Annotated in this window: 12 protein-coding genes and 1 tRNA gene; 2 read left to right on the top strand and 11 right to left on the bottom strand. The window is 55.1% G+C overall.

The window, feature by feature from the left end; genetic code table 11:
- The first annotated feature begins 36 nt into the window (after positions 1 to 36).
- Complete coding sequence (ppk2, locus tag ACR0DS_RS06840) at positions 37 to 906, top strand: polyphosphate kinase 2 (protein WP_480485818.1); 870 nt, start codon at positions 37 to 39, stop codon at positions 904 to 906.
- Between the two features lie 113 nt (positions 907 to 1,019).
- Positions 1,020 to 1,634 carry a TetR/AcrR family transcriptional regulator gene (locus ACR0DS_RS06835; RefSeq protein WP_209504101.1) on the top strand — a complete coding sequence of 205 codons (615 nt, stop codon included), beginning with the start codon at positions 1,020 to 1,022 and terminating at the stop codon, positions 1,632 to 1,634.
- A gap of 6 nt (positions 1,635 to 1,640) precedes the next feature.
- Here ACR0DS_RS06835 and ACR0DS_RS06830 read toward each other — a convergent pair whose 3' ends face one another.
- From ACR0DS_RS06830 to pyrH, 11 genes are all read right to left on the bottom strand, one after another.
- Positions 1,641 to 2,699 (bottom strand): adenylate/guanylate cyclase domain-containing protein, encoded by a 1,059-nt coding sequence (locus ACR0DS_RS06830; protein WP_209504102.1) that lies wholly within the window; start codon positions 2,697 to 2,699, stop codon positions 1,641 to 1,643.
- Positions 2,696 to 3,064: a group I truncated hemoglobin gene (locus ACR0DS_RS06825; RefSeq protein ID WP_209596705.1), complete on the bottom strand. Its 369-nt coding sequence runs from the start codon at positions 3,062 to 3,064 to the stop codon at positions 2,696 to 2,698. Before ACR0DS_RS06825 ends, ACR0DS_RS06830 begins: the two co-directional genes overlap by 4 nt.
- 236 nt (positions 3,065 to 3,300) lie before the next feature.
- Positions 3,301 to 3,390: transfer RNA gene (locus ACR0DS_RS06820), tRNA-Ser, on the bottom strand.
- Positions 3,391 to 3,533: 143 nt separating this feature from the next.
- Entirely contained in the window at positions 3,534 to 5,960 is a 2,427-nt protein-coding gene (locus ACR0DS_RS06815; RefSeq protein WP_480481201.1) for a DUF3772 domain-containing protein, read from the bottom strand.
- Positions 5,960 to 6,994 carry a cysteine synthase A gene (locus tag ACR0DS_RS06810; protein ID WP_480537719.1) on the bottom strand — a complete coding sequence of 345 codons (1,035 nt, stop codon included), beginning with the start codon at positions 6,992 to 6,994 and terminating at the stop codon, positions 5,960 to 5,962. The genes ACR0DS_RS06815 and ACR0DS_RS06810 overlap by 1 nt, the downstream gene beginning before the upstream one ends.
- A gap of 68 nt (positions 6,995 to 7,062) precedes the next feature.
- Positions 7,063 to 8,169, bottom strand: a complete 1,107-nt coding sequence (locus tag ACR0DS_RS06805; protein ID WP_480492810.1) for an NUDIX domain-containing protein — start codon at positions 8,167 to 8,169, stop codon at positions 7,063 to 7,065.
- Positions 8,170 to 8,205: 36 nt separating this feature from the next.
- Positions 8,206 to 8,646, bottom strand: a complete 441-nt coding sequence (locus ACR0DS_RS06800) for a TrgA family protein (protein ID WP_480558548.1) — start codon at positions 8,644 to 8,646, stop codon at positions 8,206 to 8,208.
- An 11-nt stretch (positions 8,647 to 8,657) separates the two neighbouring features.
- The gene (locus tag ACR0DS_RS06795; protein ID WP_480558550.1) at positions 8,658 to 9,869 is read right to left on the bottom strand and encodes a class I SAM-dependent methyltransferase; all 1,212 of its coding nucleotides are present in this window, start codon (positions 9,867 to 9,869) and stop codon (positions 8,658 to 8,660) included.
- 69 nt (positions 9,870 to 9,938) lie between these two features.
- Complete coding sequence (locus ACR0DS_RS06790) at positions 9,939 to 11,363, bottom strand: cryptochrome/photolyase family protein (RefSeq protein WP_480558673.1); 1,425 nt, start codon at positions 11,361 to 11,363, stop codon at positions 9,939 to 9,941.
- A 48-nt stretch (positions 11,364 to 11,411) separates the two neighbouring features.
- Positions 11,412 to 12,638 carry an aminotransferase class V-fold PLP-dependent enzyme gene (locus tag ACR0DS_RS06785; RefSeq protein ID WP_480558552.1) on the bottom strand — a complete coding sequence of 409 codons (1,227 nt, stop codon included), beginning with the start codon at positions 12,636 to 12,638 and terminating at the stop codon, positions 11,412 to 11,414.
- Positions 12,639 to 12,900: 262 nt separating this feature from the next.
- Entirely contained in the window at positions 12,901 to 13,653 is a 753-nt protein-coding gene (gene pyrH / locus ACR0DS_RS06780) for a UMP kinase (protein WP_209504110.1), read from the bottom strand.
- Positions 13,654 to 13,719 lie beyond the last annotated feature (66 nt).

Raw genomic sequence — 13,719 nt, 5'->3', positions numbered from 1 at the left:
CCATAGTCGGATATGGGTTTTATCGTGAGGTGACATATGGCCCGGACCGAAAAAGGTTCTATAGAGAAGTATTTTCAGGAAAGCGCGCCCAAAGCTGTGCGGGATGAGATCGAGAATTCGAAGAAAGGCGAAATCCTGAACCCGACCTACCCGTATAGCGAGAAGATGAAGACCAAGGACTATGATGAGCAGATGGAACTGCTCCAGATCGAGCTGGTCAAAATGCAGTCTTGGGTCAAGGACACGGCGCAACGGATCGCCATCATCTTCGAAGGCCGCGATGCCGCCGGCAAGGGCGGAACGATCAAACGGTTTCGCGAAAACCTGAACCCACGCGGCGCGCGCAATGTGGCGCTCAGCAAACCCTCAGAAACTGAACGCAGTCAATGGTACTTCCAGCGCTACATCCCTCACCTGCCTGCCGCTGGCGAGATCGTGTTCTTTGACCGCAGCTGGTACAATCGCGGCGTGGTCGAGAACGTCTTTGGTTTCTGCACCCAGGAAGTGCGCGAGCGGTTCTTTCGTCAGGTTCTGCCGCTTGAAACGGGTCTGGTCAATGATGGCATCAAACTCTTCAAGTTCTGGCTCAATGTCGGGCGGGCTGAGCAGCTGAACCGCTTTCTGGCCCGTGAAACCGACCCCTTAAAGCAATGGAAACTCAGCCCTATTGACGTGGCTGGGTTGGACAAGTGGGACGAATACACACAATCGATTTCAGAAACTCTGACCCGGTCACATTCAGACATATCTCCTTGGACAATTGTCCGGTCGGACGACAAGAAACGCGCCCGTCTTGCAGCAATTCAAACGGTTCTGCACACGCTGGACTATGATGAGAAGGACGCAAAAAGCATTGGCGACATTGATCCCCTGATCTGCGGTGGTCCGGATGTCTGGGACGCCTAGGTTGCGTTTTCACCCTGCCCGGCCAAGGATTTCAAGGGCAAGCGTTGGACGACCGTGTGTATTTGGTCTATCCCCTTGTCTTCCAATACCTAATCAAAGAACCTGAGGCCGGGATGTCGAAACGCGGTTATCATCACGGAAACCTAAAGCAAGCCCTGATCGAGGCAGCCTTGTCCCTGATCGAAGAAAAGGGGCCGACAGGTTTTACGTTATCTGAAGCCGCCAAAACCGCTGGCGTAACACCCGCCGCTGTCTATCGCCATTTTGAAGGGCGCGAAGACCTTATCGCCGAAGCTGCACGGCAAGGGTTCGAGATGTTCGCGGACCTGATGCAATACGCTTATGACAAGGGCCAACCCTCTGCCCTTGCCGCCTTCGAGGCAACCGGGCGGGCCTATCTGGCTTTTGCGCGGAAGAACCCCGGCCATTACATCGCCATGTTCGAAAGTGGAATTTCGTTGAATCGCACCCCCGAACTATCAATGGCCGCCAATCGGGCCAAATCGGTTCTTGAAAAAGCCGCCGACGACCTGTCACAACATATTCCACCTGAAAAGCGCCCGCCCGCGTCGATGTTCAGCGCACATATCTGGGCGATGAGCCATGGTGTGGTTGAATTATACGCGCGCAATACCGGCGCGACGTCTCCCTTCCCCCCGGAAGACCTGCTGGAAAGCGGCATTGGAATCTACCTGCGAGGGCTGGGTCTGATCCCGCAGGACGACTGACACCTGTCAAAAAGTTCGGCTGCTTTGCGGTAAGCTCAGCCCGGACGTTACGTTGATCAGATTCATCTCGCCCATTCCCTTTATGTCAACACGTCCCAGGTCCGAGACCTGAAATTCGTCAATCAGGGCGTATTTCATCTCTTCCGGCGCAACGATTTTCATAGGATTGGCGAAAATTTGCAGTCGGGACGCGATATTTACCGCCGGACCGAAAACGTCGTAGACGTATTTCTGAATACCCACCACAGACCCGACCGCGGCCCCCATGCCCAAACCGATCCGGGCCTGCCATTTGTGCGGGTGGCTTTCGTTCCGGCGTTCGAGATAACGCAGGAAACGTACCGCGCAATGGGCCACTGCCGTCGCGTGATCGGGTGTCGGGTCAGGCATGCCTGAGACCGCAAGATATGCGTCACCTATTGTTTTGATCCTTTCACACCCGAATTGCTCAACGATCCTGTCAAACGCTGTGAAAATGTCGTTCAACTCGCTCAGGGTCACTGTCGGGTCGGTCTTGGCCGCGAAATCAGTGAATCCCACAAAGTCCAGCATAACAACAGACACCTGCTTGTAGAGCTGCGGAGTGACAACACCGAAGGTTTTGAACTCTTCATAAACGGCCCGTGGCATCAAGTTCAGAAGCAGCCGTTCAACCCGCTCTTTCTCGCGCTCCAGCTCTCGCGTGTTGCGTTCGACCATGGTGGAATAGCTGTCGATCATGCTTTCCAGCTCGCGAATGCGCGTGATGTTCTGGCATTCGACAATCAGAACCTGCTCGGACAGCCCTTTGGCCAACGAAACTGCGACTGCAAAGATCAAGGTCCGCCGCTTCGGCTTGATTTGCAATTCAACCGAATATCTCAAGCCCGATTGCTTGACGTCTTCCAATTCTTTGGGATCAAGGGCGGGAAGAATGTCCGTAAGAGTACTGCCGTTCTCGGGGGTTCCAAACCACTCCGAAAACGGCCCGTTATGAAAAACGAACTGAAGATCCGAGGCGCGCACCACGGCAATGCCGACACCGATGGCGCGTAACAGCTGTTCGTTTATTGCATGAATGCTCATGCCGCGTTTCGGGCGACGATAATTGAACGCTTCCCTTCAATTGCAGCCAGCGCGGTTTTGATATCCTGATCGGACATACCATGCACGCTCAGCGCTTCGCCAAACAGCTCAGCCATCACATCAAATTCGTCGTGTGAAATACTCAGATGCCTGTGTACGGCTTCGATCCTGTCATCACTGAATGACGCCGGTCCGCCAATCAGGGACGATACAAACTTCGTCTGATGATCAATCAACCGCGGCATATCAATATCTTCAAAATAATGGCCGATGTCATCCGAATCCAACGCCATTTCATAGAAGGTCATCACGACACGGCTGATTGTTTTGAAGCCACCGTATTTATCATAAAGCGTTTGCGCCACACGAAAACCCAAGAGTTACCGAACAAAAACACTGTAATTCTATATCAAATGGACATTTTTGTTAATGTTTATGGTATTTTTTTCGTTTTCCGGCTTAACGCGCGTTCATTTTAGGAAAAGCAAAAGTGTCCGGGATTTAAAATCCTGCGCTTTCGAAGACCCGGCGTGGTACACGAAACCAAATTGTACACAGCCAAGACGCCGGGGCTGGTTTGGGTTTCTGTCTAAGGGGGTAATGGCGGAGAGACAGGGATTCGAACCCTGGAGACGGTTCCCCGCCTACACACTTTCCAGGCGTGCGCCTTCGACCACTCGGCCACCTCTCCGTGCCGGCGATGTTTGGACCAATGTCATGAGATTTGCAAGGCCCCAAATCGGTGAAATCACCGGAAAGGATCAATTAAATCCGGTAGTCTACCCAGAGCGTCAAGCGACCAGAAACGCGACCTTTCAGCTGTCGGACTGGTCGTCAGATTTCATCGCCCGCGTCAGGGTCCAGATCAGATTCTGTCAGTTCAACTGGCTTTCCTGCCGTTGAATCGGTTGTGTTCTGTTTGGGCGCAAGGCCTGCCTCTTTAACCTTGTTCGAGGTCTGCAAAGCTTCGGGATTGCGCAACCAGATATCACGCTGTGCAAACGGCACCTCGATACCCGCTTCCAGAAAGCGCCGATTGATCTCGTGGTTCATGTCGGATTTGACGGATAAAACCCAGTTCACATCCCGTAGGATCGCTCTGATCTCGAAATCCAACGCATCCGCTCCAAATCCCTGAAACACTACACTGGGCGCCGGGTTGGCCAGAACCATCGGGTGGTTGTTTGCGACCTCGCCCAGAATGGTCTCGACCAGCCGTGTATCTGTTCCGTAGGCGACACCGACCGGTACAATCACCCTACCGATGGTATTGCCACGTGTGTAGTTGGTGACGACGCCGCTGATCAGGTCCGAGTTTGGAATGATCACATCCGTTCTGTCGAACGTCTCGATCCGGGTCGATCGGACGGAGATGTCACGCACGTAGCCCATCATCCCGTTCACATCTATCCAGTCACCCTTGGAGATCGGCCGTTCGACCAGAAGGATGATGCCGGACACGAAATTAGACACAATCGTTTGCAGGCCAAAGCCAATACCGACAGACAGTGCACCAGCGACAATTGCCAGCGACGACAGATCAAACCCCGCGACCATGATCGCTGCCAACGCAGCCAGAAAGATCCCGATATACCCAGAGCCAGCGACAATCGCATTCTGCCCGCCCGGATCGATGCTGGTTTTGGGCAACAGCGAGTTGCGCAACCCGCTTTGCAACAACCGTGTCAGCGTATATCCGATTGCGAAAACAGCGATAAATGTCAGGAAATTGCTGGGCGAGATCATGACACCGCCGATGTCAAAGCCAAGCAGCAGACGTGACCACACCTCAAGCAGGTCCGTTTCGCGCGCGCCCCAGTATATCGCCAGAACAGGCAGCGCGACGATGGCGAGTGCAAAGCCCACCAGGACCGAAAAAAGAGAGTCGCGCGCAGCGTCGCCCTGCCCTGTGATCCATCCGTATATCTGACTGACGAACCGTTGGAAAATCGCCAGAGCGGCAATCAGAACCAGCGTTTTTACCGCCGGAAACACGATCGCTTCGGCCGCATTGGTATAGCCGGCCAGTGCCAGTACGGGTGTTGCGATCCCCAGCAGGAACATGGCCTTGCGCAGGAATTCCAACAACTGGCTGAATCCGGCGGCCCGGGTAGACGCCGTCTGGTCCAGCAGGCGGTCGTTCGTTCTGATCTGCCGCACGCGGAGCAAAAGCAATGCCGTTCCAACAATCACGGGAAAGCTGATCACCGCACGAGTCGCATCCGAGACGTTTTCGATCTGCTGAAACAGAAGCGCCAGTTCGTGCAGGATCAACATCAAAGCCAACAGATCAATGTATATCCGCAATTCGGTAATCCGAGCAGCAGACAGGCGCTTGAATCCTTGTGAAGCGCCAATCACGTAAATCTGTCGGCCAATCCAGTCGTAGAAGAAGGCAATTGCCGCCCAGTAGGGGATTTTTTCCAGCAACAAACTGCCTCGCAGACCCGGAATACCCGAAAGACTGATTGCGGCGATGGCGGCAACGACACCGATCCATGGCAACAGAATCCGCAACAGAGAAATGATGAAGGACCAAACACCAGTGCCCGCTCCGCCCAGCAACCTCAGATAGTCGCCGCCCCGTTCGGACCAACGTTTGCCGAAGATCAGTAAAACCGCGGCCAGGATCACCAGAAACAAGATTCCCAAGCCACGATCACGGATACGTTCTTTCACTACGTCCGAACGCAGGTTGGTAATTGTTTCATTTGTCAGGCTCTGAAGCGCCTCTTTTACGTCTTGCCAAGCAGGTCCCCAATATACGGGGTTGATCGGTGACGGCCCGCGCTCAAAGAATTGTTTTGTCTGCCGCGTCCGGATGATCCGATCGATTTCACTGATCAATCCATTTGCGCGGGTATAAGCTTCTTCGGAAATGATGCGCGGCACCCGCAAACTGTTGAGCTGCTCATTAAGATGAGTTCGCAATTTAGCGATGTCTTCAGGTTCGGCCGCGTCCCCTTCGGGTTTTGGACCAAGCGCCTTGATCTGGCTTTCCAGCGTTGCGATACGGTCTGTGTTGGCGCTGCGTGCCTTGTTAAAGTCCTCTCGGTAACCGTTTATTTCAGAACGTAAATTCTCAAACGCAGCGTTTGACGCACGGTTCGCTTCAATCACGGACTCGGCACGGTCAGCCGTTTTTATCCAGCCCCGGTAATACTCACTTTGCCTGTCGGTCAGCTGCGCGACAGCACCGCCTGCGAGCCCGACAAGACACAGGAATACCAGTGTCAGAAACAGGCGAACCTGCCTCGGCATCACACGTCCTCGAAAACGCCGGGAATGCTGCGCGGTGCTTCAGTCATCCAATCCGGCACCGGCAATTCTTTCTCGCGCAGGAAATCCGGGTTGAACAGCTTGGACTGATACCGCGTGCCATAGTCGCAAAGGACAGTCACAATCGTGTGGCCCGGCCCCATTTCTTTGGCCAGACGCACGGCGCCCGCCATGTTGATCGCGGTTGACCCGCCCATGACCAGCCCCTCGTCACGGAGCAGGTCAAAGATATAGGGCAACGCCTCGGTGTCAGTGATCTGATAGGAATGATCCGGCGTGAACCCTTCCAGGTTCTTTGTTATCCGAACCTGTCCGATACCTTCGGCAATCGATCCTCCCTCCATCGCGATTTCACCGGTGGTGTAGTAAGAGTAGAGACCCGCACCCATAGGATCGACCAGACCGATTTTCACACCCTTGGGCTGCAACGCTTCGGCAACCCCGGCCAACGTACCGCCCGACCCGACAGCACAGATAAACCCGTCGACCTTACCTTCTGTTTGTTCCCAGATTTCGGGCCCTGTGGTTTCAACATGGGCCTGACGGTTCGCCACGTTGTCAAACTGGTTGGCCCAGATCGCCCCATTAGGTTCCGTCAGCGCCAATTCCTCGGCCAGACGGCGGGAATAATGCACGAAATTGTTGGGGTTGCGATAAGGTGCGGCCGGAACTTGAACCAGTTGTGCACCTGCCAGCCGCAGCATGTCTTTCTTTTCTTCCGACTGGGTTTCCGGGATCACAATCACGGTCTTGAACCCCATTGACGCACCCACCAGCGCCAGGCCAATACCGGTATTGCCTGCGGTGCCTTCCACAATGGTGCCGCCGGGCTTCAAATCGCCCCGCGCAATGGCATCACGGATAATATAGAGTGCAGCACGGTCCTTGACCGATTGACCGGGGTTCATGAATTCGGCTTTGCCGAGAATTTCGCAACCAGTTTCTTCACTGATGCGGCGCAGCCGGATCAGCGGTGTTTTTCCTACTGCGTCAGCAAGATCTCGTGCAATGCGCATGATGGCCCCTTGTCGTTTTGTACCATCGAAGATTTACAGCCGCACCGCCGCGACCACAAGCGGGATAGTCACCCGCGCAATCTGTCCCGATGGCGGGCCAGCCAATAAGCCAGAGACACCAATTGTAGATCCTTAAAAACATGGCGATCCGTCATGTCTATGAATTCGTCGAACGGTAAGATTTGACTGCGGATGTCTTCACCTTCTGTGTCCAGGCCGCCAGTGATTGTGGTGTGTGTCAACTCACCCAGACCAACATAAAGATACATGAACCCGGTGGAAGATCCGCTCGAGGTATAGGCCCCGCCGGCATATTCCAGCCTGTCAAAACGAATACCCGCCTCCTCCATCGCCTCGCGATGCGCGGCCTGTTCGGGTGTCTCGCCCGGATCAATCATCCCGGCCACCGCTTCCCAAAGCCAGGGTTCCGGATCGTTGTTCAGGAAAACCGGCGGTCTGAACTGTTCCACGATCAAAACGGTATCACGGACCGGATCATAGGGCAGAACGCCGACCGCACTGCCCTGCAACAAGCTTCCACGGCGCAGCACCGGACCCATGCTGCCGTCATGCCGCCGGTGTTGCAGATCGATTTCCTCCATCCCGAAATAATCGAGATACACCCGGTCATGGCGATGCACGATCACGTCATTTGCAATGTCCCGCGGATCACCGGTTCGCCGCTGCCCGGCCATAATCTTCGACCAGGCACGCGTTTGAGTGGCGCGAATACTGCGGGCCATGACCCGGGGGGCGACCTTCCCGAAATAGGCCATCTCTTCCTCAGCCGCGAGCGTTGTGAGTTCGCCCAATCTGTCCGCCCAGTTCTGAAGCGACCACAAATCACCCGGTCTCCATGCATCGGGTGCCGGAAAAAAGACCTGCGCTTCGGCCTCGGTCCCGTCTTCTAATTCGACTTTCAAAGGCTTCAGATCATAGTCGAAAGACCCTTCGTAATAATCCAGCCTGGCCAGATCCTCAGGCGACAAGTCCTGCACGAGCAACCCTTCGGCACTGGCGCCTTCCGTTTCCAGGATCATCGGGAAATCCTGCCCCTGGACAGAATGGACAGCATGACCTCGAAGTCGGGCGGGCCGTGCTTTGCTTTCGCTCAGAGGATGACCAAGAACGCGTTCCAACAACGGCAAGTGCCGCAGCGTTCCATAAAAAAACAAATCAGACAAATTCGATCTCTCTTGTAAGGAAACGGATCAGCGCCACGAACGGTTGGCCTGTTCTGTTGCCAGCCCCGAGACAACGGCACCAATCAGGAATGCAATCAGGATTTCCGGATAAATCAGCAGCTTACCGTACTCAATCCCGATTTTGAAAATGGCCAGTATGGCCTCGAACGGGCCACCGTAACGATTGCGCATGGCAAGCCGGAACATTTCATAACAGCCCTGCACGAACAGCGCCCAGAAAATCAGCGAGGCGACACCAGTCAGCCCATTGTTGATCCCAGAGATCCAGCCGCGCCCAGCCCGCTTACCCATGATGCCCCACCCGCAAGCTGCACCAAGGCCCATGTTAACCAGGGTAAAGTACCCGTAATCCTTACCTTCTTCACCGTTTTCGATAATCATTCCTGAGACAATGAATGCCAGCACGATGAGACAAACGGCGGCTACAAGACGCGAGGCAGTGGGCATGTTACGGTCCGTCAGTTAACTTGCTTTGCTACGGTGATCTGTGTCACATCGCAATTGCGCGTGTCAAAGGCTGCGCCACAGGCAGTTAAATAATAATTCCACATGCGGCGAAAACGCTCATCAAACCCCAGATCTGCGATCTGTTCCCATTTTGCGTTGAACGTTTCATACCATCTCCGCAGTGTCAGATCGTAGCTTTTGCCGAATTCTTTCGACTTCACCACATTCAAACCCGCCTGATTGATCTGCTGCCGCAAGATCGCAGGCGACGGAAGCATTCCACCCGGAAAGATGTATTTCTGAATGAAATCAACACCGTTCTTGTAATAATCCCAGCGGTGGTCACCTACGGTTATGATTTGCAAGGTCGCTTGCGCCCCTGGCTTCAGCCTCTCCCGAACGGTTTCAAAATAAACCGGCCAGTATTTTTCGCCCACCGCCTCGAACATCTCGATTGAGGCTATGCCATCATATTGTCCACGCTCGTCGCGATAGTCCTTCAACTTGAAGGTCACTTGATCGGAAAGTCCTGCTTTTTCTATGCGTTCTTTCGCATATTTAAACTGTTCCTCACTGATCGTGAGGCCGGTTACATGCAGGCCCCGCTCTTTCGCGGCATATTCGGCAAAACCGCCCCAACCGCATCCGATTTCCAGTATGTGGTCGCCGGGTTTGGCCCCCATTTCATCGACAAGGCTGGCGTATTTCGCAGTTTGTGCCTTCTCAAGACTTTCTTGCCCGGTCTCAAAAATGGCGCTGGAATAAGTCATCGTGTCATCCAGCCACAAACCGTAGAAGTCATTGCCCAGATCATAGTGGTACGAGATATTCTTTTTCGCCTGCGTCCGGTTATTGCGATGAAGCCAGAACCGCAGCCGTTCATAGGCCTGAACAAGGAACTTCCCAGTAAACCCGTCATAGACGGTCTCGGACCCCAGATGGACAAGATCCATAAATGAGCGCAGATCAGGCGTGCTCCAGCCCCCCTCAAGATACGCATCAGAAAACCCCAGCTCGCCTTCGCGGATCAGACGGGCAAAAACATCTCCGTCGTGGATATCGATCTGAGCAACAGGCCCTGCCTTGGGTCCCTCTGCGCGAAAGATGCGACCATCTGGCAATGTTATGTCTAGTCGCCCCGACTCCATTCTGGTCAGCATCTTGAAGACCTGGGCGAAATACCTGGGCAGATCCGACTGCCCCTCTGTCGTCGTCAGCACCATCCGCTCTCCCCTCTGCGGCACAGGTCTCAGGCTAGGCCGCGATTCTGTTTCTGGCAAGTTTTCAGTTCCTTAGTGAGATATTCGGCTTTCATACGCACGTAAGGCGCGGTTTCGTCCATCCGCCAGTTTCACGACAGGTTCGGGATAATCCGCCTGCGGACACAGGTTCCATGACCCGGGAACCGCAGCGAAATAGGAAAGTGCAACGTCACTGGGTTTCGTCTGGCCTTCGGCGATCCAGCGCCGCAGGTAAGACCCTTGCGGATCAAACTTTTCGGCCTGCGTTTCGGGGTTGAATATACGAAAGAAGGGCGACGCATCGGGGCCTGATCCCGCAACCCACTGCCAGCCCATGGCGTTACAGGCTGGGTCCCAGTCAATCAGGCAATCCTCGAACCAGTTCATCCCGATTTTCCAGTGTGTCATCAGATGTTTGGTCAGGTAACTGGCAACAATCATCCGGGCCCGGTTATGCATACGGCCTGTCACATACATCTGCCGCAGGCCAGCATCGACGACAGGAATTCCGGTTCGGGCCTGCCTCCAGGCGGCAACTTCAGGGTGGTGCGGATCGATATTCCACGGGAAATCATCCCATTCCGCTTTCCAGTTATCAGTCAGCAGATGCGGTGAGTGATACATCAGGTGATAGGCAAACTCACGCCAGACCAACTGCCGCAGAAATGCCTCGGCGCCGGGGGTTCCCGTCATCGCAGCCTGTTGAACCCTGTGCCAGACAGTACGTGGCCCGATCTCGCCCAATGAAAGGTATTCTGACAGGTTTGATGTTCCGTCCAGATCCAACCGGTCACGGTCATTGGAATAACGGGGGACCTGGTCGAGAAAGTGCTCAAGTCGATCGCGGGCGGCCTTCTCTCCGGGTTGGACATAGGGGCGCACGATTGCAGCGCCTCGGTACATGTCCGCACCCATTTGCCAGGTACTCAGTTTATCACTGGAAGGCCAGGTTGCAGGCCCCGCCAAGCGTGACACCAACGCATCCGGCGCTGGCACGTCCCGCCGCTGAACCGCGCGCCACATAGGAGTGTAGACACGAAACGGCTGGCCCTGCTTTGTTGCGACCGTCCAGGGCTCAAAAAGCAAATGACCAGGAAAGGACTTTGCGCTTACACCCAGTTCGGTCAGCGCCGTTTTGATCTGTGTATCGCGTCTGATCGACGCTGGATCATAGGCCCGCGACCAATAGACAGCCTTTGCGCCCGTCTCTTTGACAAGTGTCCGCAATTGCTCAAGCGCATCGCCACGCCGCAGGATCAGACGGCTACCAAGCCTCGTCAGAGCGTCGCAAAAGACCTCCAGACCCAGCCCCAACCGCCATTTCGGGGCCGCGCCAAGGTGTTGCACAAGAGGGTCATGAACAAAGACTGGTATGATCGGACGGCCGCTTGCAACAGCAGCAGTCAATGCCGGATGGTCCGACAGGCGCAGATCCCGTCGGAACCATAAGATGATAGGAGACCGCTCGTTTTCCATATCCACCCTGAGGTTTTCTTCGTTCTACGAAGCCCCAAGCAGAGTGGATCACAAAACGCGTTCAAGCGCCTCCAAAAGCTGATCAATCTCCTGCTGCGAGGTATAATGCGTAAAGCTGACCCGCAAAACGCCCTGTGCCGGATCCACGCCCATCGCTTGCAATGGGCGCACAGCATAAAAGTCGCCTCCCCCCGCCATAACATCGTATTGCGCCAGTTCTGCTGCAACTGACTCAGCGGGACGGTTCAGCGACAGCGCTACCGTCGGCGCACGCCGGGTGGCATCTGAAGTGCCGATCAGACGTACCGCGTTGCGGTCCTTAACCGCATCCAGAACCGGTTGAAGTAAGGACACCTCATGCGCGCGCATCAGGTCATGGGCAAAGGCACCCTGCTCTGCTGCGCCGGCGTCAGGCCCACCGTGATGCGTGCACAGGAGCTCGACGTAATCGGCCATACCTGCACTTGCCGCAATCTGAGCATGATCCGGGCCTGCCGGGGTAAAGCGCTTGTAAAGAACGTCGGCGTTGAAGTAGTGCGCTTGGTTGGGCAGCAACTCTCCCAGTGTTCGGCGAATGACCATGCAGCCTTGATGCGGGCCAAAAGTTTTATAGGCTGAAAACAGATAGATATCCGGCCCCAAATCGCCAACATTCGGAAACCCATGCGGGGCGTAAGATACGCCGTCCACGCAGACAAATGCACCAGCCGCGTGGGCAATCGCAGTGATCTCGGTGACCGGGTTAATCTCTCCAACGACATTGGAACAATGCGGGAAACAGACCAGACGCACTTTTTCGTCCAGCATATTTTCCAGATCCTGCGGGTTCAGTGATCCGGTTTCAGGATCGATCTGCCACTCCCGCACTTCAATCCCTGCCTCGGCCAGACGACGCCATGGGCCCGAATTTGCCTCGTGATCCTGATTGGTCACGACAATCGCCTCGCCAGGTTTCATCCATTGCCTGAACGCCTGTGCCAAAACATAGGTATTCTGTGTCGTCGAAGGGCCAAAGCTCAGCTCATCGGTTTCAACACCCAGGATGGCGGCCATGCGCACGCGTGCCTCATCCATCTCGGCACCTGCAAGACGGCTGGCCTCATAAGGGGCGTAGGGCTGAACCTTTCGCTGCGTATAGAACCGCGTCAACCGGTCGATCACCGGCTTGCAGGTATATGACCCGCCCGCATTCTCAAAAAACGCCTGTCCTTTCAGGCTGGGTTCGGAAAAAGCCGGAAACTGTGCCCGAACGAAATCGATATCCAGAGAGCTCATGCCTCATTGCTCCTTAGTTGTGCTGTCATATCAACAAGATGCCCGCTCATGTTTCCGGACATCTCAGAAATCATGGCAGGTCTTCCAGCCCAGCCTGTGCTTGCGCCATGGGCTGACGAAACACCGGGCAGCCCTTCACTTCGGAAGGACAACGCTACTTAGACAGCACCATCCGCGACCGTCAAGCTGAAGCAAAAGAAAAAGCCCGGCGGGGTTGCCGGGGCTGAATTTCTAACACTCTGGGGCAGGTCTCGTTCGGGCCTCAACCCTGAACTTTGGTATATGTCCCCTCGCCTGCAAGAATTCCACGGAAACCACCGGGCTCATCCAGACCAAAGACGATCAGAGGCAGGTTGTTGTCACGCGCCAGCGCGATGGCTGACGCATCCATGACCCGCAACCGCTTGGCTAGAACGTCGTCATAGGTGACCGTGTCATAACGCACCGCGTCGGCATGTTGTTTGGGATCCTTGTCGTAAACGCCGTCGACACCGTTCTTGCCCATGAAAATCGCCTCACACGCCATTTCATTGGCGCGCAAGGTCGCCGCGGTGTCGGTGGTGAAATACGGGTTGCCGGTACCGGCCGCAAAGATGCAAACCCTTTTCTTTTCAAGGTGCCGTACGGCGCGGCGGCGGATATAAGGCTCGCACACTTCATCCATGCGAATGGCCGAAATGACCCGGGTGAACACCCCAATTTCTTCCAGGGCAGATTGCATACCCAGTGCGTTCATCACCGTGGCCAACATCCCCATATAGTCTGCTGTGGTCCGCTCCATACCCTGAGCAGATCCACTCAGGCCCCGGAAAATGTTTCCGCCACCAATAACCATGCAGATCTCAACGCCCAGATCGTGAACCGATTTCACCTCTTGCGCGATGCGCTGAACGGTTGGCGGGTGCAGGCCAAAGCCCTGATCCCCCATCAATGCCTCTCCTGAAATTTTCAACATGACACGTTTGTATGTGGTTTTCGGGGTTTCGGCAGTTTCAGAAGACGGGGAAAGGCTCATGTTGCGCTCCGGGCTGGCACGGGGTTAATTTCCGGCGCAAAATGAAGCAAAAGCTCCGCAGGTTCA

It is taken from the genome of Ruegeria sp. AF5 (assembly GCF_056541905.1).
Note: the sequence above shows the minus strand (reverse complement) of the source record. Positions and strands in the feature narration are given on the sequence as shown.

What these genes read in the sequence shown, in the direction of transcription:
- ACR0DS_RS06835 (WP_209504101.1), top strand. Translation starts at nt 1,020, where the DNA reads ATGTCGAAACGCGGTTATCATCACGGAAACCTAAAGCAAGCCCTGATC.
- ACR0DS_RS06790 (WP_480558673.1), bottom strand. Translation starts at nt 11,363, where the DNA reads ATGGAAAACGAGCGGTCTCCTATCATCTTATGGTTCCGACGGGATCTG.
- ACR0DS_RS06810 (WP_480537719.1), bottom strand. Translation starts at nt 6,994, where the DNA reads ATGCGCATTGCACGAGATCTTGCTGACGCAGTAGGAAAAACACCGCTG.
- ACR0DS_RS06800 (WP_480558548.1), bottom strand. Translation starts at nt 8,646, where the DNA reads ATGCCCACTGCCTCGCGTCTTGTAGCCGCCGTTTGTCTCATCGTGCTG.
- ACR0DS_RS06795 (WP_480558550.1), bottom strand. Translation starts at nt 9,869, where the DNA reads ATGGTGCTGACGACGACAGAGGGGCAGTCGGATCTGCCCAGGTATTTC.
- ACR0DS_RS06785 (WP_480558552.1), bottom strand. Translation starts at nt 12,638, where the DNA reads ATGAGCTCTCTGGATATCGATTTCGTTCGGGCACAGTTTCCGGCTTTT.
- ACR0DS_RS06815 (WP_480481201.1), bottom strand. Translation starts at nt 5,960, where the DNA reads ATGCCGAGGCAGGTTCGCCTGTTTCTGACACTGGTATTCCTGTGTCTT.
- ppk2 (WP_480485818.1), top strand. Translation starts at nt 37, where the DNA reads ATGGCCCGGACCGAAAAAGGTTCTATAGAGAAGTATTTTCAGGAAAGC.
- pyrH (WP_209504110.1), bottom strand. Translation starts at nt 13,653, where the DNA reads ATGAGCCTTTCCCCGTCTTCTGAAACTGCCGAAACCCCGAAAACCACA.
- ACR0DS_RS06830 (WP_209504102.1), bottom strand. Translation starts at nt 2,699, where the DNA reads ATGAGCATTCATGCAATAAACGAACAGCTGTTACGCGCCATCGGTGTC.